Source organism: Blastopirellula marina DSM 3645, from assembly GCF_000153105.1.
GTDB classification, from domain to species: Bacteria; Planctomycetota; Planctomycetia; order Pirellulales; family Pirellulaceae; genus Blastopirellula; species Blastopirellula marina.
This window is the reverse complement of sequence record NZ_CH672377.1, coordinates 1,595,369-1,616,134: the sequence shown is the minus strand read 5'-3', so window position 1 is coordinate 1,616,134 and position 20,766 is coordinate 1,595,369. Positions and strand designations below refer to the sequence as shown.

Sequence of the window (20,766 nt, the reverse complement as noted above, 5' to 3'; positions counted from 1 at the left end):
CGTCGAGCCATAAGCAGTCTTCTTCGGATCATTCATCTCCTTGGAGAGAACCTCTCATGCAATGCAAAATTTTCCTTTCACTCGCCTTGGCGGCGGGGATCTTTCTGACGGGTTGCGGTCCTGCATCCCCGGGTGTCGCGGTGAAAGGATTGGTCACCTACGACGGTCAACCGATTCCTAAAGGGCGAATCTCGTTTGAACCAAGCAGTTCCACCATGCATGTCGCCGTTGTGAGCGCAAAAATTGAAAACGGCGGCTACCAGTTGCCCGCCGACGCCGGGCCAGCGCCGGGTCAGTACAACGTACGGATCGCCGGCTATGACGGCGCAGCGCCCCAACCTTTTGAAATTGATCCGGCCGATGCGCCGGGAGTTGAATTCTTAGGCCATCCGCTGTTTGACGAATATGTCACTTTGATCGAAGTCGCCGATGACGACCGCTCGCGAGATATCGTCGTTCCTACCACCGCTGGCCGTCGCTAGACAAAAGTTCCCCGCACCTTTACCCACCACTCTTGGAGTAAAATATGACTTCTCCCAACATCCATCGTCGTGACTGGATCACGCAAGTTTCCGCCGCCGCTTCTTCCGCGCTGGTCTTTGGCGGTCTCTCCTCGGCGTCGGCTGACGAAAAGCCGCGCGACGCCAACTCGCGTATCGGCATCGGCGCCATTGGGTTGCGGTATCAAGGTTCGGTCATCACCGAAAAGTCGGCCGCCCATGGCGACATCGTCGCGTTGGCCGACGTCGATCGTGAAATCCTCGAAAAAGCGAACGCCGACTTTGGCGGCAAATCGGCCCTGCTAGAAGACTATCGCGATTTACTCTCCCGCGACGACGTCGATGTGGTGATGATCGGTACGCCGGACCATTGGCACTCGAAGATGGTGATCGACGCTTGTCGCGCCGGCAAAGACGTCTATTGCGAAAAGCCGCTGACCCTCACGATTGACGAAGGCAAGAAAATTCGTGACGTCGTTCGCGAAACGGGCCGCGTCGTTCAAGTTGGATCTTGGCAACGCAGCGATAGCCGCTTTCGCACCGCGGTCGAAATGGTGCGGCAAGGATGGGTCGGCGATCTGCAACGTGTTGATATCGTCCTTGGTAAGAACAAAACCGGCGGACCCTTCGCCAAGCAGCCGGTCCCGAAGAATCTCAACTGGGACATGTGGCAAGGTCAAACGCCGAACGTCGCTTATATTCCAGAGCGCTCGCACTATACGTTCCGCTGGTGGTACGAATATAGCGGCGGCCAGATGACCGACTGGGGAGCCCACCATATCGACATCGGCCAATGGGGCGCTGGCGCGCTGCCGGTCGAGATTGAAGGGACCGCCAAGATGCCGGATTTGGCCGATGGCTACAATGTCGCAGTCGACTTTCATGTTCGTTACAAGTTGGACAACGGCGTCGAAATGACGGTTTCCGACAACGGCCGCAACGGCGTGATGTTTACCGGCGACAAAGGCCGCATCTTCGTCAATCGCGGCTCACTGGATGGCGCGCCGACCGAAAAGCCGTTGCCGCGTGAGGATTTCGTCCTGTACGACTTTGACAATCAAGAGCGCCCCGAACGAGCCGGCAAGCTCGACGCGATCATCAATCACATGGGCAACTTCTTTGACTGCGTCGCTGCTCGCAAGACGCCGATCTCCGACATTGAGGGACAGCACCGCAGCGTGAGCACGTGCCATTTGGGGAACATTTCGATGAGGCTGGGCCGCAAACTGACTTGGGATCCGAAGAGCGAAAAGTTCGTCGGTGACGACGAAGCGAACCAACATCTGAGCCGCGAACAACGCGCCGGTTACGAAGTTGGCTAGATTTTCTCATTCCAAATTACTTGTGAGACCCCATCATGACCGAATCGACACGACTTAGTCGTCGTACATTTCACGTGTTGGCCGCTGGCGCTTTAAGCGCTGGTTGGGCCGGCGCAAGTTCCGCCAAGCCGACGAGCGACAGCTTCCAGCTCAACTACATGCTTCCTTCCTGCATGTACGGCTACGCCAAGCTGGAAGAGATCTTACCGGAAGCGCAGAAGATTGGCGCTGCGCAGATTGACGTGTGGCCCAAAGTGCACGGTGATCAGCGTGAACAGATCGACGCTTTGGGCGCCGATAAGTTCGCCGACCTTCTCAAGCAGAACCACGTTCAGCTGGGCTGCATCACGCAGTACAAGCTCGGCCCGTTTGGTCTGCAGGACGAGATGCGTCTGGCCCAGCGATTTGGCTGCCAACTGATGGTGACCGGAGGCGCCGGTCCCCGCGGTCTGAAAGGCGCCGAGCTCAAAAAAGCGGTCGCCGGTTTCGTCGAAAAGATGAAACCGCATTTGGAAGTCGCCGAAGAAACCGGCGTAACGATTGCGATCGAGAACCATGCGAACAATCTGATTGAATCGCCCGATTCGCTCCGTTGGCTGCTGGAGCTGCGTCCGTCGAAGCATTTGGCGATCGCGTTCGCTCCTTACCATCTGCCGCAAGACGAAAAGCTTCTCGCGCAACTGATTCATGAGTTGGCCGAGGGGATGCAAATGTTCTACGCCTGGCAACATGGCGACGGCGCGCATGACCCGCTGCCGACCGAGCGTCAACTGTTGCAAATGCCGGGTCGCGGTCCGCTCGATTTTCAACCCTTGGTCGCCGCGCTTGCATCGATACAATACCAAGGCTGGACCGAAGTCTTTATGCACCCCGTTCCGCGCGGCGTGCCGATTTTACCTACCGTTTCAGAAACGACCGCCGAAATCGCTCGGGGGCGCAACTATTTAGATCAAATTGTCGCCCAACTGGCGAAAGGGAATTAACGTGTCGAACAAAGTTTTAATCATCATCGGCGACGCGTCGGAAACGCTCGACACGCTCTATCCCTACTATCGTCTGCAAGAGGGGGGCTACCAACCGGTTGTCGCCGCACCGGAGCAGCGCCTGTATCAGATGGTGATGCATGAAGTGAAGCCGGGCTGGACGATCACCAAAGAATGGGAAGGCTACTCGCTGAAGGCCGAGATCGCCTTCGCCGATATCGTGCCGCAAGATTACGCCGGCATCATGCTGAGCGGCGGTCGAGCGCCCGAATATATTCGTTATGACGAACACCTGGTCAACGCGACGCGGTACTTTGTGGAATCAGGCAAACCGGTCGCTTCGGTTTGCCATGGAGTCGAGATTTTGGCCTATGCCGATTGCGTCCGCGGCCGCCGCATGGCGACCGTTCCCAAGTGCAAGTTCGATCTCGAAGTTCGCGGCGGCGTCTTTGTCGACGAGCCCTGCGTTGTTGACGGCAACATCGTCAGCGGGCGAACGTTTCACGACAATGGGCGTTACTTTGGCGCGTTCATGAAACAACTGGACGAAGCTCGTGACGCACGGCGCAACGGCAAATCGACCGATGCCAGCGGAGCGGCTCGATTGACCACCAACGGGGTCCATTCGTAAACGCACGTTCTGAAGTTGCGATTTTTGGCAGGTTCGCCAGAAATAGAACACCGACGCCACGGAGAAAGGACGGAAAGACAGGGTAAGAAACGAGATCATGCCGACTTGCTCAACGAGTCGCAATTCCGTTTGCGAGTCATGAAAATGCATTTCGCCCGGTCCTTTTGCATGGTCTTAGTGCTTTCTTTCCGCCGCTGTTTTACCGTTCTTGATCCGTGGCTTTGCCGTGTTCTATTCTTCTCTTACTGCAAAAACGGCAACTTCAAAACCGCCGCTTGAAATTGGGAATCGCTGACGTAGGACCGGACCGCGACGATTTTTTCGCGGCACTCAGATTTTCCGAATGTTGATTTAGGAGGTTTGCTGGCCTCCCCCGCCGGCCAAGAAGGACCGGACTGCCGTGGTTTTTTATGAACTTATCCCGTGTGCCCGAGAGTTAGACTGGGTGGTTTGACCGTCTTGTTTAACGTCCAAACCGCACCGGACCCTTGGACCGGACCGCTGCGTTTTTTTTATCAGCTTCCCCAAATCGCCTGAGGGGTAATCTGGGAGGTTTGGCACTCAAGTCGGACTGGACCGGACCGCAGCGAAAATTTTCTATCCAATTATCCAAACAGCCTGAGAGTTAAGCTGGGCGGGTTTAGCATGGGGCCGCTGGCGCGTGGGACCGGACCGCCAGCGCAGGGAAAAACGCGAATTGTCAAAGAGCAGCGGAGCTGCAACAGAGCTGGAGACGGATGCTCGTCTCAGACGCAGGCGGATTCGTAGGCAGCGCCGATTTTTCAGCTCGCTGTACGGCAATCGACCACGAGTCCGTGCGCTTTGTCAACGGATAATCTTGGACCATCGACGGCGCCAACCATGGGAAACAGCGCAGCTTCAAATCGCGCGTCGCGGGCTGCGGTGAGAAAGGTCCCGCATCGCTCAACGCCAGCTAGATTCGCTGGCGTTTTTTCTGGCTAGAAGCGATCAATTATTCGTCGCCGGAAGGTCCATAGACGCCGGGCACCGGAATATCGTTCATCCGTAAGTAAACGCGGACCGTTGCGCGGTGATGGATCATATGGCTGAGCGCCCATTTTCGCAGCGTCGCGCCTTTGGTCATCGTGAACATGACCTGACCGCCCATCATGAACGCCCAGTCTTGCGCAAAGACATCGTCAGGCGTCTTCGCCAACACCGCGCGAGCGGTCGCCACGTTCTTATCGAACAACGCGAGGATCTCTTCAATCGATTCTAAACTGGGCGATTTCCAGGCCGGGCCGTCGACCGGCGCAATGTCGAGCGAATCGTGATCCAGCATGAACTCGATCCAGTTCGGAATGTCGGCCAGATGGTTCGCGTTCCAGCCGATCGTGTTCGACTTCTTGTGCGGCTTCCAATCGAGCTTGTCATTCGGAATCGCTTCCAGCGTCTTGCGAGTGAGCGACATCTCTTCGTCGAATTCCGGCAAAAGTGATTCTGCGATCGTCATGGGTCTACTCTCTCGAAAGAAGTTGCTTGTGATGGAGAAGGTTCTGACAATGGAAAGCCACGGCTCGCGATAGTGTACAAATTTTCATTGAAAATACCAATAGGCGCGGCGACGGCTGATTTTCGTCAACGGGCGTAAGGGAAATCCGCCCCCTTGCTTCGCAATATCTTGCGAGGATTGGCGCAATTCGCACCCAAACGACGAAACTCAACTTGTCGGCTCGGTGATCTCTCGTGAGAATCAATGCAGACTCTCCCACCGTGCTGCTTGCCGATATCACGCCGATCGACAGTGTACAAAATTCCAGTGTTCATGGTAGTGCGATTGCCAGCGTTTTGGGGAGACAATTGGATCAATCAAGAATATCGCCGCGTAAATCGGTCCTTGACGCGAAGTCAATTTCCCAATTTCCTTGCGCCGGCGAAATTGGTTGACACAGTCCCTGCCAATAGGTAGTATCGGGACCGATATTTTTTTAATAATCTAATTTTCAGGCTTCGATACATGCCCCGTAAAAGATTTGCTTTCACCCTGGTCGAATTACTCGTAGTCATCGCAATCATTGGAGTTCTGATCGCACTCTTGCTACCCGCCGTGCAACAGGCGCGTGAAGCCGCACGGCGGATGCAGTGCTCCAACAATCTGAAGCAGATGGCGTTGGCGATGCACAACTACCACGACACCTATCAGTACTTTCCAATCGGCACTTATCAGTTTGATGCAAGCGGTTTCTATACGAATCGCGCATTCATGGGCTGGTCGATTGGTATTCTGGGATTCATTGAGCAACAAAACTTATTTGATCGCTATGACTCGTCGAATGGCTCTCTCTCCTCGGTAAACCAATTTGTTCGAGAGAGCGTGATTTCTACCTACAACTGCCCAAGTGATCCCAACGCGGGCCAACTCTTCGAGCCCGCCACAGGGGCCTGCTGTGGACGCAAGTTTGCCAGTAGCTCGTACCGCGGTATTTCTGGCCGCTCCGAGGGGGTTAATTACTTCGATGATATTCGCCATATCCGCGTAGCAAAGAAGGAAGACGGGGGAATCCTCACCGCACTAGAGGAAGGGGGACGAGCATCCCGATTCGCAGATATTACGGACGGTACTAGCAATACCTTTTTGGTAGGTGAGGCACATGCTACTGGATCGCCTGAACGAAGCACCTTCTGGGCTCATACGTTTACTTCGTACGCGCTCGGTTCAATCACGGTTGGCTATCCAGCCCCGACCTTTGGGATTACTGATTATTCCAATTGCGTTGCCGTCGCTAACGACCAGGGAGTTGGTGTAGACGCCTGCAAGCGGTATCTCGGTTCAATGCACACCGGCGGCGTTCAATTTGCGCGGGCCGATGGCAGCGTCAGCTTCACTTCTGAAACGATCGACCAAGCCATCTTAGGCGGTCATGCGACGGCATCTGGTAGCGAAGTACTTCCCTAGTCATTGCCAATAGAGAAGTAATCTCTGACCCGAGTTACCAGCGATTTAAGTCCAGGTATTCCTTTGAGAGCCCCATGAATCCCCTGCAGAACGCCATCGCAGTCAATCGTGCAAAGTCCCACTTGACCGCATTGCTGCAATTAGCGGCAGGCAGTTGTTGTCTCATCGCGCTGATCGGCTGTGGAAGCAATCCTTATTTGCCTGTCTCTGGCACAGTACTGCTAGATGGCCAACCACTCGAAGACGCCAAACTGATTTTTGAGCCCATCGGCGACTCCCAGGGCAATACGAGCGGCAGGCCTTCGTACGGTCGCACCGATGCGTCAGGGCAATATTCGCTTCATTGCCCGATCGCCGATCAAGATGGGGCCGCGATCGGCCAGCACCGCGTGCGAATTGTGACAACGAGATTGCCGACGTATACCGACGCGCAGAGATCAAAAGCCAGGGCACTCCTGCAGAAGCAGGAGACCGAAGGCGGCAATCCTAACGCAGAGATCACAGAGGAAATGGTGAACAACTACCTCAGTGACGTTGTGCGAGTGGTGGCGCCCAAAGAAACGCTGCCAGCCAAGTATAACTCTCAGACCGAGCTGGAATTTACCGTCAAAGCGAGCGGCGACAACCAAGCCGATTTTGATCTCCAATCAGGGCGTTAGTGCGCACTCTTGCGCAACGCCGGATACTTGTCGCGGACGCGTCTGCTCCGCGGCAATAATTTCCGATTCCAGCGAGCGGGCTGATCTTACCCCTGCCTCCGCTACTTCTTTGCCCACCTGCTTGGCTTGAAAAGTCGCTTCTCCCCGGCGTATTTGTCGCAAGGCGAAATCCGACTTCAAAATCTGCTCAAAGGGGATTCGATTTTAACCTTCCCGATCGCGAGGGCTCTTTCTGTCCAACAGACGCAAGGGAAATAGTCCCCCTTATTTTGCAATAACTCGTGAGGATTGGCGCAATTCGCACCCAAATGCCAGAACTCAACTTGTCGACTCGGATATCTCTCGTGAGAATCCAAGGAGACTTTCCCACCCCTGCCGATTTCACGCCTGCGAATCGCCCACTACTTTTACCCTGGAACTTTGGTCGTATGATCGACGCGTCCGCTGCTGCTGCCTTTGAATCGACGATTGGGCCTGCTTGCGACACGCCGCGCAACTCTGGCGCCGCGCTGTTGGCGCTTTGCATGGGCGCCTTTGCGATCGGAACGACCGAATTCCTGCCGGTCGCGCTGCTGCCGACAATCGGCGCAGATCTGGAAGTGTCGCTTCCGGCGGCTGGGCTGTTGGTCTCAGGCTATGCGTTGGGAGTCACGCTGCTAACGCCGATTTTGTCGGCGATGTTTTCTGGTTTGCCGCGCAAAGGGATGCTGATCAGCTTGATGGGGCTCTTTTTTGTGACCAACTTGCTGTGCGCCTTGGCGCCCAGCTACGGCATTTTGCTCGGCGTCCGATTTTTTACAGCGATCTCGCACGGCGTCTTCCTGGCCGCGGCGACAACCGTCGCGACCTCACTTGTTCCCAAGGGGAAAGAGGCGCATGCGATCGGCGTGATCTTCGCCGGACTATCGGTCGCGATGGCGACGATCGTTCCGCTTGGCTCGCTGCTCGGCCAAACCTTGGGCTGGCGCGTCGCTTTTGCCGGCACGGCCTTCTTGGGGCTGTTCGCGATGATCGCGCAAGCTCGCTATCTGCCAAAGCTGCCGGCGCCGACCAAACGATTAACGCTCGCCGGTCAGGCGATGGTGTTGAAGCAACCGCGCGTCTTGCTCGCCCTCAGCATGACGACGCTCGGCTATGCCGGTACGTTCGCGACGTTCACTTACCTGACCGCGATTCTCGAAGAGATCTCCGGCTTCCACGCGGTCGCCGTGACGTTGATCTTAGGAGTCCTCGGCGTCTGTATCACGATCGGCAATATCATCGGCGGCAAAGCGGCCGATCGAAATATTTACCCGGCGCTGGCTGGTCTGTTCGCCTTGGTGGTGGTCGCAATGCTCGGGCTATGGTTGGCCGCGCCGTTCAAAATTGGGATGATCGTCGCGGTCATCTTCTTTGGCCTGTTCATGTTTAGCCCCGGCGCCGGGCTGCAAATGTTAGTCGTCAATCAGGCGCGTCGCTGGAAGTCAGGCGCAGTCGACGTCGCCGCGGGGCTCAACCAATCGGCCTTCAATCTGGGAATCGCGCTGGGCGCCGTGATCGGCGGTCAGGTGGTCGCATCGCCGCTCGGACTAGGAGCGACTCCGTTGGTCAGCGCCGGTGTGGTGGTGCTGGCGATCGGTTTGATCGCCCTGGGATGGCGGACGGATCGCGCAGATGGCGCGGCTTCGAGCGAAGCGCAGTCGTCTTCGCAACTGGTGTTGGAACCGACGCCAAAAGTGATGCGTTAGAGCGCGCCGAGCGAAAGTCTGCTTCGCCGGGGAAAGAAGTGGAAGTCGGTCGCACGACCCCTTAGAATCGAGAGTTCCTCTGGTATTGGAGGATGCGCGACACGTCTTTCCCGAAAGCTCTCATGCGATCTCTCTACTGGTCATTCTTCGCCTGTTTCACGGTCCTGTGCATGGCGCACGCCGTTTCCGCAGCCGAACCCAACTTTGACTTTGACGGCCCGATCTCGCGCACCGTGCTAGAGAACTATCTCGAACGTAGCGTGACGATGACCTGCTTGTTGGTGACGGGACAGGTCGAAGGCTCACGCGACTATGACTACCCAGACGATGACCTGCGGTTGATTCGGAACATCCGGCCAAAACTGATTGGCCGCGCCATCTATCGTTGGAATGGGGAAAGTCGTTTAAACGAGCCGACGTTTTGGAGCAGCGCCAAAGAGATCATCGAGCGCGTCCATGCGAGCGACGATCAGGTGATCTTTCAAGGCTGTTTGTTCGAGACGATCAGTCTCGAAGTGAACCAGGTAAAGATCCCGCCGTGGGTCTTCGCCGAATTTCAACTGCCGGTCGAAGATCGCAACTTTTCGTACGACGCGATGCTCAACGAACAGGGGAAATTTGTTCGCCATTGGGGGCGCAGCAGCGTGCCCGACATCAGTCGGCTGGAGTCGCAAATGTGGTTCTACTATCTCGCAGGCGCCTACATCGACTTAGGCTGCGAGGCGCTCCATCTAGGGCAAGTCAGCTTGATCGGCATGAATGATCCTGATTTCACGCATTGGTCCCATTTGATTTCGCGGATTCGAGCTCACGCCGCAAAACAGGGACGACGACATTGGGTTCTTCTAGATGCGCACGTCCCCAAGGGAGGCATGATCGTCGACGGCAAGAGCCTGCTTGACTTCAACTCGTTTCCGCTGCGGATCAAAGAGATTGTCGATAAGCCGTATGAAGGCGAATTGGAGGTTGGCTATCTCGACGCGATCTTTGGTCGCAGTCGCGGCTGCATTTCTCCCAGCGGTTGGAAGTGCGAAAGTCTCCCTTATCTGGTCGAATTGGATAACTACGGTCGCAGCCGCAACGCAAACGTCGCCGACACCAAGTCGATCTTCGTCTGGGGCTGGGACGAGATCTCCTGGTTTGCGCAACAAGACGAGACCTATCGCAACGCTTGGCTCGTCTACGCGCATCGCTGGATTCGCCAACACGATCCCAACGGGCATTTGCAGTTGCCGGTTAATCGGATGATCACGTGCCCCAACGAGACGGGCGGCAACTATCGCGCGAATACGCGCAGCGCCGCATGTCCGGTCGGCTATTCGCAAGAAGAGACGATCAAGCAGCTTTTCTCAGACGACAAAGCGGCGCTCGAGTCGCCTTAGAATTGATTTTCCGACGACAACGGCGCCGATTTTGACGCTTCGTTGGCGGCATGGTCGTGCAGCACTTGGCTCAGATCAACGCGCGGCGCTTCGGCCCATAACTCTTCGAGCGAGAAGTAATCGCGCGTCACGTCGTCAAAGATGTGAATGACGACATCGCCGTAGTCGAGCAGGATCCAGCGCGAGTCGTCGTAGCCTTCACGGCCGAGACGCGTGTCGCCCAGTTCTTTCTCAAACTTGTTGTCGATTTCGTCGCTGATCGCGTGCAACTGCCGCCGGCTGGCGCCGGTGACGATCACAAAGTAATCGAACGCGGACGTCAACTTGCGCATGTCGAGGACGACGATATTCTTGGCGCGATTGTCCTCGGAAACTTGGGCCGCAGCGTGCGCCAACTCAAGACTGCTGGCGGTCGTCTGCGCATCGGGCCGTTTGTGGGGGGAAGTCGTCTCCGACACGTAGTTCCTCTGTGGGGTCGAAAGCTGAAAAATCTGCGGATGGAATCGCCGCTTGGTTCACGTAAGCACGGCCGAAGCCAGCGACGAGAAGTCATGCCTGCGAATCGCAAGCATGGCGCCAATACCTAGAAAACGGCGTTTCCTAGCACTGCATTCTACTGGCGATCTCCGGGGCGGCTAGGCGCGAACCGCCAGGGAAAGGCGCAGTCCGCCGCCGGCAGGTTCACTTTCCCGGGGCCGATCGGCGAAAATTGCCGGCCGGACCGGCTCGATAGAAAATCAGTAACGCTTTGCTATTAAACCGCTTACGGCATTTTTGGATTCACGGCGAACTACCCTCGTTTTTTTCACATCCCCCTTACGAAGTCGCTAATTAGGGCGTACAATCTTGGGTTTTCGACCGTTTCCAAACCTTCCATAGAGAAAGTGGGTCTAAAGATGCCAAAGATGAAGACGCACAAGGGAACGAAGAAACGGTTCCGACTGACCGCCAACGGGCACGTCAAGCACCGCCAGTGCGGTACGAGCCACTTGGCCACTCGCCTTAGCACCAAGCGTGTTCGCAATCTGCGCGGCACTCGCGTGCTGGCCGAAGTGGACGAAGTGATGCTGACCAAAGCGCTTTGTGGATACAGCTACTAGGTAGCGATATCCTCGTCGGAATTGTGGATTCGAGCTTGATTTATTCCCAGTGCACGGGCAAAAACGCTTCGCCAAACATCGGCGGAGGGCCTAGTGGACGAAACGAGGTGACAAAATGAGAACGACTTACGGCGCCGCACGGCACAAGTCGAAGAAGCGACTGTTTAAGAAGGCCCGCGGTTTCCGCGGCGGTCGCGGCAAGTTGCTGCGAACGGTGAAGGAAACCTTGATTCGCGCCGGCGTTTACGCCTATCGCGACCGTAAGGTGCGCAAACGCGAATTCCGCAAGCTGTGGATCGTGCGCTTGAACGCCGCCGCACGTCAGCGCGGCATCCGCTATAGCCAGTTCATCTATGGACTGCGCAAAGCGGGTCTCGAGCTTGATCGAAAGACGCTGTCGGAAATGGCCATCCATGACCCGCGCGCCTTTGACGAAGTGACCGAGTTGGTGAAAACCGCCCTGGCCGCGTAAGGCGCACGTCACGTGCAATCGATGCCGAAACAACATGAGCCGCCGGGACTTCTCGGCGGCTTTTTTACTTTCTAGGAAGTACCCGCGAGCGAGAGAGCGATGTCGCTAAACGATTTCATTCGCGATTTGGATACCTTGGTCGACTCGGCTGTCGAGCGCTTCAATGAAGCGGTCGATAAGTTCGACGGCGATGTGCTAGAAGCGGCCCGCGTCGAGTTTCTGGGCGCCAAGAGCGGCAAGCTCAAGTCGGCGCAAAAGGGGCTCGGCAAGGTCGGCAAAGACGACAAGCCGGCGGCCGGCAAACGCTTCAACGAAGTCAAGCAGCGAATCGAAGAGCTGTTTGAATCGGCGGTCGCCAAGCTGAGCCAATCCAGCGGCGGCGGTCCTGCGTCGGAAGCGTTCGACGTCAGCTTGCCTGGCGCGTTGCTGCCGGTCGGTCACGTCCACCCGATCACGCAAACGATCGAAGAGCTGAAAGACATCATGGGCCGGCTTGGCTTCGCGGCGGTCGAAGGCCCCGAGATCGAAGATGACTGGCACAACTTCGAGGCGCTCAACATTCCTATGGAGCACCCGGCGCGCGATCCGCTCGACAATTTCTATTTGCACGCCGGAGCGAAAGCGGCCGGCGGCGACATGTTGCTGCGCAGCCAAACCAGCACCGTGCAGATTCGCGTCATGGAAGAAACGCAGCCGCCGATCCGGATCGTTTCGCTCGGCCGCGTCTATCGTCCTGACGAGATTGACGCGACGCATTACGCGATGTTCCATCAGATCGAAGGTCTGATGATCGACACCGACGTCACGATGGCCGACCTAAAGAGCGTGCTCCATCTGTTCGCCAAGACCTATTTGGGACAAGACGTCGAGATTCGTTTTCGTCCCTCGTTTTTCCCGTTCACCGAACCGAGTGTCGAAGTCGACATGCGATGGAACGACACTTGGCTCGAATTCGGGGGCGCCGGCATGGTCGATCCCAACGTCTTGCGCGCGGTCGGTTACGATCCTGAAGTCGTCACCGGTTTCGCCTTTGGCTTGGGGGTCGAGCGGCTCTGCATGCGTCGCCATGGGGTGAACGATATTCGGCATTTGTACAACAACAACGTGCGATTCCTGTCGCAGTTTTAAAAGCGGAGAGTCTAGGGCGCCATGTTAGTTTCCTGGAAGTGGCTCAACGATTATCTGCAACTTGACGTTTCGGAAGCGGAATTCTGCGACCGCGTCACGATGGCGGGTCTCAACTACGACGGTTCCGAGTCGGTTGGCGATGATCGCCAGCTTGATCTGGAAGTGACCAGCAATCGCCCTGATTGGCTCGGCCATATCGGCATTGCGCGCGAAGCGTCGGTGTTGTTCGACCTTGATCTGCAAATTCCGCCGGCCCAAGTCACCGCAACCGGCCCAGCGATCAGCGACTATCTAAGCGTCACGATCGCGGACGAATCGTTTTGCCCACGCTACATCGCCCGCACGATCAAAGGAGTGACGGTCGGCCCCAGTCCCCAGTGGCTCGCGCGTCGGCTCGATACCCTCGGCATCAGCGTCATCAACAACGTGGTCGACATCACCAACTATGTGTTGATGGAGATCGGCCAGCCGCTGCACGCGTTTGACTTGGCCAAGATCGATGGATCCGGCATCACCGTGCGTCAGGCTCACGCCGGCGAAAAGTTCATGGCGATCGATCACAAGACGTACGACCTGGAGCTGGGCGATTATGTCGTCGCTGACGAAGTTGGCGCCGTCGCGATCGCCGGCGTCATGGGGGGAGCTGACTCGGAAGTGACCGAAGCGACGACCGATCTGTTGATCGAAGCGGCTCAGTTCGCCGCGTTGCCGGTTCGCACGACCTCGCGCCGCTTGAAGCTAAAAAGCGATTCGTCCTACCGCTTCGAGCGCGGCGTCGATCCCGAGATGATCGATTGGGCGAGCCGCCGCTGCTGCGAGCTGATCCTGGACATGGCCGGCGGCGAACTCGCCGAAGGCTCGATCTACGCCGGCAGCCAACCGCAGCCGCGCAAGTCGGTCACGCTGCGGCTCGGTCAATTGAAACGGATCCTGGGGATCGAAGTTCCCGCCGACGAGGTCGAGCGGATCTTGTCGCGTCTGGGCAACGAAATCGAATCGGTCGCCAGCCAAAAAATCACCGTCATCCCGCCCAGTTGGCGCCGCGATCTCGATCGCGAGGTCGACCTGGTCGAAGAAGTTGCGCGGATCCATGGCTACGACAAGATCCCGCAAGACGCCGCGGTGAAGATGTCGGCCTCGCATCGGAGCGACGCCGACCGGGTTCGCTCGCGCGTGCGGTCCTTGATGATCGCCGCCGGCATGAATGAAGCCGTCACGCGCAGCGTCGTTAGCAGCGAGTGGTCGGCTGCGTTCCATGGTTGGAGTCAGTCGGAAGCTTTGACCGTCACTATCCCAATGGTCCGCGGCGAAGATTGTCTCCGCTTAAGCGTGCTGCCGAGCCTATTAGGCGCGCGACGGATGAATGAGAAATTCGACAACTCGCCGATCGAGTTGTACGAAGTCGCCAAGGTTTATCTGCCGCGCAAAGATGATCTGCCGGATGAACGCTATATGGTCAGCATGACCAGCGGGCGCGATTTCCGCGGACTCAAAGGAGTGATCGAAACGCTGGTGCATTCGCTTAACCCGACTGTTCGCGTTACGGCGTCGCGGTTCTCCGATTCGCTGCTCGATGTGGAGCAAGCGTGCGAGCTAAAGGTCAACGGCAAGACGCTGGGGTTCCTGGGCCTGTTGAGCGCCTCGGCCCAAAAGCAGTTTGAGTTGCAACAACCGGCCACCGTCGCCGAGTTGGATCTCAGCGTGCTGGAAGAGCTGACGGTGCTGATTCCGCAGCACTTCGATTTCAGCACCTATCCGGTAATGACGCGCGACCTGAATCTGGTGGTCGACGAGACGCTGACCTGGGATCAGCTAGAAGCGACCGTCAGCGCCTCGGCCGGCGAACTGCTAGAGAAGGTCGAGTATCGTGAGATCTTCCGCGACACGCAAAAAGATGGCGCCGGTAAAAAACGGGTGCTCTTCACCATCACGCTACGAGCCGCCGATCGCACGCTGACCGGCGAAGAAGCGGATGCAGTGCGGGATAACATCGTCGCCGCGTGTGAGAAGCAGTTGGACGCGAAGCTGTTGGGCTAAATCGCGGAACCCAACGCCTAAGCCTTCTTCACAAACTCCGACTTCAGCTGCATCGCGCCGATGCCGTCGATCTTGCAATCGATGTCATGATCGCCGTCGACCAGCCGGATGTTCTTGACCTTGGTCCCGACTTTGACGACCAACGACGAGCCTTTGACCTTCAAGTCTTTGACGACGGTTACTGTGTCGCCATCTTGCAGCTCGTTGCCGTTCGCGTCGCGGATGATGGCGGCGTCGGCTGCTTCGGCGGCGGCGGCTTTGGTCCACTCATGACCGCAGCTGGGGCAAATCAGCAGGTCGCGGTCTTCGTAGGTGAATTCAGAGGCGCATTCAGGGCAGTTTGGCAATTCGCTCATCTCGTCTCCCGCAGGGGCCGCTTTGGGCGGACCGAAAATCGGTGGCGCTTTTCCTGGTCCGCACAGCGAACTCTACGCCTTTGGCATTAGACATTCGTCATTAGAAATTAGGCATTTTCGCCTTAGTACGCTTCGGCCATATCGCGGGCATGATAGCTACTGCGGACAAACGGGCCGCTGGCGACCTGTTTGAAGCCGAGCTCTTTCGACTTGCGGCCGAGCATCTCGAACTCTTCCGGCGGAATGTAGCGGTCGACCGGTAAGAATCGTTGTTCGTCAGGTTGCAGATACTGACCAAGCGTTAGGAAGTCGACGTCGTTGGCTCGCAGGTCTTCGAGGACGGCAAAGACCTCTTCGTGCGTCTCGCCCAGCCCTAGCATCAAACCGCTTTTGGTTTTGACCTTGGGGTTCAGCGCTTTAACCCGTTTAAGCAAACCAAGCGTCCAGGCATATTCTGACTTCGGACCGCGGACCCGTTTGTAGAGTCGCGGCACCGTTTCGGTATTGTGGTTGAAGACGTCGGGCGACGCGTCGACGATGATCTTATCGAGCGACTCTTTGCTGTGGATAAAGTCCGGCGTCAGCACTTCGACCGTCGCGCCGGTCCGCTCGCGGACCGCTTCGATACAGCGGATATAGTGCTGGGCGCCGCCGTCCGGCAAATCGTCACGGGTTACCGACGTGATGACCACATGCTTCAGTCCCAAGCGGAACGCAGCTTCGGCCAAACGCTCAGGCTCATCGCTGGACAATTCTTCCGGCTTGCCGCGGGGGACCGAGCAGAAGCTGCATGCCCGCGTGCAGATGTTGCCTAAGATCATGAAGGTCGCGGTTTTCTGCGAATAGCACTCCATCCGATTCGGACACTTGGCGCTGTCGCAGACCGTTTCGAGCTTCAGCTCTTCTAGGAGCTCTTGCGTAAAGTGGTTGGCGTTCCCCTTGGGGACGTTCCGCTTCAACCACTTCGGCAGACGTTGTTTGGGATGGGAACTCGCCGCCGGGGCGTCGATAATCGGCAGGTCGATAATCGGAAGTTCAACCAACTCGTGCGAGTCGCTCACGTTGATGCTCGGAGATTTCAAATAGCAAAGGATGCCCTTCGTACCAACGCCGGTCGACGCAGTCAAAGGAATCAGCCAGCCGTCGCGCTGCGATTCGGGCCACAGTCTCAATTCTAGCTGGTCGATCCGTTTCGGACAGCAGGCTCCCCATAATGGGCGAGTCGCCGGGCGCAGCCAATTCGGCGGGATTCGCTTCAACAAATGACTGGGAGTCGCCGCTCGCGTGGATGTTGAGAAACGCTCCGTGGCTGGTGATCCAGTTCTGCACGGCGGCGCCAACCGCGGCTAAGAGGCCGCTTTTTCCCCATACGCCGTAGCGCCCCGGTCGGGTATAGGCCGGCACGCCGAGCGAAACTGCTGAAGTCACAAGGGCTTGCTGCAATCGCTCCAAATATTCGCCGACGGTCCAATTTCGGGCTCGTAGCGGTACAATGGGATAAATCGCGAGTTGGCCGGGACCGTGCAGCACGCAACCGCCCCCCCGGCTGACCCAGCGAACTTGCCAGCGAAGCGAATCGAGCTCGTCTTGCGTCAAACGAATATGTTGCCGCGAACCTGCTCGGCCGACGGTGATCATACTCGTATGTTGGCACAACAGGACGGTGATGCGCTCGTCATCACGGCCGCTGGCTTCGTAAACCAATCGGCGCTGTAAAGCGAGGCACAGGTCGAAGTCGATCATTCCTAAGTAGTGGAAGTCGACGCCTGCCGAATCGTAATGTTCGTTTGTACGAGAAGACACGGATTATCGTCACCGCAAGAGGCTAATTTCTGGCTGCGATCAAGGACGGGGAGAGTAGCAATTCCCTGGGCTGGGGAAAAGCCCAGCCGAGATCCGGACGGTAGCTAACTCCGTAGTAAATAACGACTAGCAGTCGAAGCGGCGATTTTCCGCTTCGCAAGATCAATTCAAAAAATTGCGCACGCCGCTAGCGGCCTATGCGAAAGCACCCATGGCGAAAAAAAAAGATTCCAAAGAAGACGAAAAGAAGAAGCTCGAACGTCCGATCGGCGAGAACCGTAAAGCGCGGCATGATTACGAAATCATCGACACGCTCGAATGCGGCATCCAACTGGTCGGCAGCGAAGTGAAGACGCTGCGCGACGGCAAAGTTTCGTTGGGGGAAGCGTTTGCCCGCGTGCTGCGCGGCGAAGTCTTTTTGGTGAATTGCGAGATTCCCGAGTATCGCAACACCAGCATGTTTCTCAATCACGTCCCGAAACGCCCTCGCAAGCTGTTGTTGCGTAAAAGCGAAATCGTGAAGTTCGCCGCCAAGAGCGAAGATAAAGGGCTGAGCATCGTTCCGCTCAAGATGTACTTCAAACGAGGTCTCGTCAAAGTACTGTTAGGCATCGGCCGCGGACGCAAGCAACATGACAAGCGAGACAAGCTGAAACAGCAGGACGCCAAGCGGGATATCGCCCGGGTGATGCGCAGCCGGGATTAGCAAAATGTTAGGCGCGTCGGGACGCACCGAGATCGACGCAGCCCCAATTTCGTGCGTCCAGACGCACCTTACAGCTCAAACGCCAAACCGTCCAACTCACGTGACAACCGGGTCGCATAGTTGTCAGTCATCCCGCTGACAAAATCCATCGCCTGGCCCAACCACCAGCGATGTTCTTTCGCGAGATTCGCTTCGACGTATTCTTTTCCCCATGCGAGCTCGGCGCAGTTCTTCGCCAGAAAATGGAGCTCGCCGTATTGGCTCGCTTTGCTAATTTCTTCGACCGTTTTCAGCAACGTTTTTAAGATCCTGCCCAACACATGGTAGGCGCCTAGTTCGGTCACAATCTTCTTGCGGTGCCCAAAGATCTCTTCGTACATCTCGCCGACCTTGTCCAGGTAATCTTTGAACTCTGTCGGTAGTGATGACTTCAAGTCCTCGACGCGTTCTCCACGCATGATGCGGTGGTAGTCGTCCTCAAACACTTTCCAAAACTGGTCGACCATTCGCTCGATCACTTCGCCCCGAAGCTGGGAGATGCCCATATGCGCATTGTTGGGATTGCCCGAGATGTCAAGCATCAAGTGGTGGACGCGTTGCTTGTCAAAGATCTGCATTGCGACGGCATCTTCTAAATCGAGGATCCGATAACAAATGTCATCGGCCGCTTCGGTCAAGAATGACAAAGGATGCCGGCAGTAGACGCCGTCGCTGCGCACCAGCCCCAGCGTTTGAAAAACATCGTGAAATACCTGCTTCTCCAGCGAATGAAAGTTGTGCTTGCGCTTGATCGTGGTCTGTGCATCGGTCGAGCCCCAGGGATACTTCACCACGCTGCCCAGCGTAGCGTAGGTCAGCCGCAGATAGCCGGCTTGGGGATTGTCGGCCCGCGAAGCGATGCGGAATCCCTGGGCGTTGCCTTCAAAGTGCTCCCAGTCCGCCAGGCTAGATGCGATTTCGGCTTGCGCGGCGGCATGTTGTTCAGCATGAATTGATGCGGGGAAAAGATAGTCGCGGTGCTTGGCCGCCCAGGTCCGGATCACCTCTTCGCCGGCGTGACCAAACGGCGGATTGCCGATGTCGTGAATCAAGCAGGCGGATTGCACGATCCAATCGATAGGGATCAGTTGATCGGGAGTGAGTTCTCCTGTTTGCACGATTAAATCGGTGACGCGGCGAGCGAACGAGCGGGCGACGCTAGCAACTTCAATCGAGTGGGTCAGCCGATTATGGATATGATCATTCTGCGCCATCGGATGAACCTGCGTCTTTTTCGCCAAGCGACGAAACGGGAGCGAAAAGACGATGCGATCGTAATCTCGCTCAAACGGGGTCCGCTTGTCGACGCGTCGCGGTCCGCTAGCAACCGTCGCTGTCCCCTCTTTCCGCCAAGCGGTTCGTGCGGAAGATAAAAGCGTCATCCAGTTCAAGGGAAGGTCCATCTCAGTTTGCCAGTCTCGCCGTGCGTCTCTGCGTTTGTACAAACGCCAAAATCTAGTTGCCGGAATTCCCTGGAAGTATACCGGAAACCGTGCAAGCGGGCTTCGGCAGGCAAGTCCAAGGTGGGTTAGGCCAGCGAGTGACGTCAATTGAGCGAAGCGACCCGTTCCACCCTGCCTGAATAGAGCGCGCCATGGGCTACGGCCAAGCTCTTCACCGCTTTCCGCTTTTCTTCTTAATCCGCGTCGATCATCGCGCCGCGGTACATGATCTTGCCTTTGGTCGCGCTGAAGCGTTCGGCGAGTTGCGGGATGTCGTCGTCGTGTCCTAGCACGATGACGATGTCGCCGGCGGCGAGAACCGTATTGGCCGGCGGATTGAGCATCGTCGAGCCATCCAGCCGGCGGATTCCAACGATCAAGAAACCATGGTTACTGCGCAGTTCGATGTCGCCCAGTTGTTTGTTGACCAGCGTCGAGCCTTCGGCGACTTGCAGCTCATCAAACTGCAGGCCGATGCGTCCCAGTTCTTCGTTCATGTCGCTACGATGGGTCAGCTGCTCAAGCATGTTTTCGGCCGACGGGCGGATGATCATTTGGGCCAGTTTTTTGGCGCCGATCGCCGTCGGCAAGACCACCTTGTTGGCGCCGCAGCCGATCAGCTTTTTCTCGGTGCGCGGATTCTCGGCCCGCGCGATAATCATCAGGTCGGGGTTCATCTCGCGCGCGGTGACCGCCACAAAGACGTTGGTCGCGTCCGCCGAGAGGACCGTCGCCAAGACGCTGGCTTTGCGGATGCCGGCCTGCTCGAGGACGAATTCCTCGGTCGCATCTCCCTTAACGATCAGGTAGCCCATCGCGTCGGCCGCTTGCAAGCGGGCGTCGTCGGCATCGATCACGACGAATGGCTTTCCTTCGGCGTGCAGTTCGCGCGCTAGGATCGAGCCCATTCGACCGACGCCGCACAGGATGGTGTGACCGCTCAATTTTTCAATGTCTTTTGTCATTCGTCTCGACCTCAACGCCTTTTGCAATTCGCCATCGACCACCATTTGCATGAACCCGCCCACGGTATAAATCACGGCTCCATAGCCGGCGATGATGACGACGATCGTCAACGCTCGCAGCGGGATTGATTCGACCGGCTGCACTTCACCGTAGCCCACGCCGAAAATGGTGATGATCACCATGTAGATGGAATCGGCCAGCTCCCAGCCTGCCGAAACATAACCGATAACGGCAACCACGCAGATCAATACGAACAGCACGGCGCCGGTGACCATCTTGCGAATGGGCGCCGACAGCGGACTTGGACGCTTGGGGTCGACGTGATGGTCGAAACTATCGTCAGTTTCCACAGATATAAAGTCGCGGACGGTAAGTGGAAGGTGAAGCGCATCGCTAGAAGCGCCGCTGCCGCGATCGTCTTGCCTGACGATGGGGCCGCCGGTTACTTCGCTGGTAAAGAGAGTCCGCCTGCTTTGCCAACTAGTTTGTTCAGTTTAGCACCGAGCCTGCGAAAAAGCGAATACGAAGTCGCCGGGTTGAAATTGCCGTCAAGCCTCGACAAAATCAAACTTTTCCGCTGGTCGGCAAATAGCCGT

General features: G+C 57.0%; 20 protein-coding genes. 13 read left to right on the top strand and 7 right to left on the bottom strand.

Features of this window, described 5'->3' with window-relative positions; genetic code table 11:
• Positions 1–56: 56 nt before the first annotated feature.
• Genes DSM3645_RS25745 through DSM3645_RS25730 form a run of 4 tightly spaced genes read left to right on the top strand, consistent with a single transcriptional unit; the run spans position 57 to position 3,436 of the window.
• The gene (locus DSM3645_RS25745) at positions 57–482 is read left to right on the top strand and encodes a hypothetical protein (protein WP_002655579.1); all 426 of its coding nucleotides are present in this window, start codon (positions 57–59) and stop codon (positions 480–482) included.
• Between the two features lie 44 nt (positions 483–526).
• Complete coding sequence (locus tag DSM3645_RS25740; protein WP_002655578.1) at positions 527–1,822, top strand: Gfo/Idh/MocA family protein; 1,296 nt, start codon at positions 527–529, stop codon at positions 1,820–1,822.
• 35 nt (positions 1,823–1,857) lie between these two features.
• Positions 1,858–2,805: a sugar phosphate isomerase/epimerase family protein gene (locus DSM3645_RS25735; RefSeq protein WP_002655577.1), complete on the top strand. Its 948-nt coding sequence runs from the start codon at positions 1,858–1,860 to the stop codon at positions 2,803–2,805.
• A 1-nt stretch (position 2,806) separates the two neighbouring features.
• A complete protein-coding gene (locus tag DSM3645_RS25730) occupies positions 2,807–3,436 on the top strand; it encodes a DJ-1/PfpI family protein (protein ID WP_002655576.1) in 630 nt (209 codons plus the stop codon).
• 973 nt (positions 3,437–4,409) lie between these two features.
• Here the strand turns inward: DSM3645_RS25730 and DSM3645_RS25725 are convergent.
• Entirely contained in the window at positions 4,410–4,910 is a 501-nt protein-coding gene (locus DSM3645_RS25725) for a DinB family protein (protein WP_002655575.1), read from the bottom strand.
• A 504-nt stretch (positions 4,911–5,414) separates the two neighbouring features.
• Between DSM3645_RS25725 and DSM3645_RS25720 the strand changes: the two genes are divergently transcribed.
• The 4 genes from DSM3645_RS25720 to DSM3645_RS25705 all read left to right on the top strand — a co-directional run bounded on the left by DSM3645_RS25720 (position 5,415) and on the right by DSM3645_RS25705 (position 10,121).
• Complete coding sequence (locus DSM3645_RS25720) at positions 5,415–6,353, top strand: DUF1559 family PulG-like putative transporter (RefSeq protein ID WP_002655574.1); 939 nt, start codon at positions 5,415–5,417, stop codon at positions 6,351–6,353.
• Between the two features lie 74 nt (positions 6,354–6,427).
• Complete coding sequence (locus tag DSM3645_RS29025; protein WP_002655573.1) at positions 6,428–7,012, top strand: hypothetical protein; 585 nt, start codon at positions 6,428–6,430, stop codon at positions 7,010–7,012.
• Between the two features lie 428 nt (positions 7,013–7,440).
• Positions 7,441–8,739: an MFS transporter gene (locus tag DSM3645_RS25710; RefSeq protein WP_002655572.1), complete on the top strand. Its 1,299-nt coding sequence runs from the start codon at positions 7,441–7,443 to the stop codon at positions 8,737–8,739.
• 122 nt (positions 8,740–8,861) lie between these two features.
• Positions 8,862–10,121: a hypothetical protein gene (locus DSM3645_RS25705; RefSeq protein WP_202595009.1), complete on the top strand. Its 1,260-nt coding sequence runs from the start codon at positions 8,862–8,864 to the stop codon at positions 10,119–10,121.
• On the opposite strand, the gene rsfS is transcribed toward DSM3645_RS25705, so the two are convergent.
• Positions 10,118–10,579 (bottom strand): ribosome silencing factor, encoded by a 462-nt coding sequence (gene rsfS / locus DSM3645_RS25700; protein ID WP_002655570.1) that lies wholly within the window; start codon positions 10,577–10,579, stop codon positions 10,118–10,120. The genes DSM3645_RS25705 and rsfS overlap by 4 nt on opposite strands.
• A 438-nt stretch (positions 10,580–11,017) precedes the next feature.
• On the opposite strand from rsfS, the gene rpmI reads away from it, so the two are divergent.
• From rpmI to pheT, 4 genes are all read left to right on the top strand, one after another.
• Positions 11,018–11,221: a 50S ribosomal protein L35 gene (gene rpmI / locus DSM3645_RS25695; protein WP_002655569.1), complete on the top strand. Its 204-nt coding sequence runs from the start codon at positions 11,018–11,020 to the stop codon at positions 11,219–11,221.
• Between the two features lie 115 nt (positions 11,222–11,336).
• Complete coding sequence (gene rplT, locus DSM3645_RS25690) at positions 11,337–11,693, top strand: 50S ribosomal protein L20 (RefSeq protein WP_002655568.1); 357 nt, start codon at positions 11,337–11,339, stop codon at positions 11,691–11,693.
• 99 nt (positions 11,694–11,792) lie between these two features.
• Positions 11,793–12,821 carry a phenylalanine--tRNA ligase subunit alpha gene (gene pheS, locus DSM3645_RS25685; protein ID WP_002655567.1) on the top strand — a complete coding sequence of 343 codons (1,029 nt, stop codon included), beginning with the start codon at positions 11,793–11,795 and terminating at the stop codon, positions 12,819–12,821.
• 21 nt (positions 12,822–12,842) lie between these two features.
• Positions 12,843–14,858: a phenylalanine--tRNA ligase subunit beta gene (gene pheT, locus DSM3645_RS25680; RefSeq protein WP_002655566.1), complete on the top strand. Its 2,016-nt coding sequence runs from the start codon at positions 12,843–12,845 to the stop codon at positions 14,856–14,858.
• A gap of 17 nt (positions 14,859–14,875) precedes the next feature.
• Here pheT and DSM3645_RS25675 read toward each other — a convergent pair whose 3' ends face one another.
• The 3 genes from DSM3645_RS25675 to DSM3645_RS25665 all read right to left on the bottom strand — a co-directional run bounded on the left by DSM3645_RS25675 (position 14,876) and on the right by DSM3645_RS25665 (position 17,017).
• Entirely contained in the window at positions 14,876–15,214 is a 339-nt protein-coding gene (locus DSM3645_RS25675; RefSeq protein ID WP_002655565.1) for a zinc ribbon domain-containing protein YjdM, read from the bottom strand.
• A gap of 122 nt (positions 15,215–15,336) precedes the next feature.
• Positions 15,337–16,275: a lipoyl synthase gene (lipA, locus tag DSM3645_RS25670; RefSeq protein WP_002655564.1), complete on the bottom strand. Its 939-nt coding sequence runs from the start codon at positions 16,273–16,275 to the stop codon at positions 15,337–15,339.
• The gene (locus DSM3645_RS25665) at positions 16,250–17,017 is read right to left on the bottom strand and encodes a lipoyl(octanoyl) transferase LipB (RefSeq protein WP_131282833.1); all 768 of its coding nucleotides are present in this window, start codon (positions 17,015–17,017) and stop codon (positions 16,250–16,252) included. The genes lipA and DSM3645_RS25665 overlap by 26 nt, the downstream gene beginning before the upstream one ends.
• A gap of 211 nt (positions 17,018–17,228) precedes the next feature.
• Between DSM3645_RS25665 and smpB the strand changes: the two genes are divergently transcribed.
• Entirely contained in the window at positions 17,229–17,723 is a 495-nt protein-coding gene (gene smpB, locus DSM3645_RS25660; protein ID WP_040353021.1) for an SsrA-binding protein SmpB, read from the top strand.
• A 68-nt stretch (positions 17,724–17,791) separates the two neighbouring features.
• Here the strand turns inward: smpB and dgt are convergent, their stop codons facing one another.
• Together dgt and DSM3645_RS25650 are read right to left on the bottom strand one after the other, a co-directional pair.
• Positions 17,792–19,144 carry a dGTP triphosphohydrolase gene (gene dgt / locus DSM3645_RS25655; protein WP_161603419.1) on the bottom strand — a complete coding sequence of 451 codons (1,353 nt, stop codon included), beginning with the start codon at positions 19,142–19,144 and terminating at the stop codon, positions 17,792–17,794.
• A 254-nt stretch (positions 19,145–19,398) separates the two neighbouring features.
• The gene (locus DSM3645_RS25650; protein WP_002655560.1) at positions 19,399–20,520 is read right to left on the bottom strand and encodes a potassium channel family protein; all 1,122 of its coding nucleotides are present in this window, start codon (positions 20,518–20,520) and stop codon (positions 19,399–19,401) included.
• Positions 20,521–20,766 lie beyond the last annotated feature (246 nt).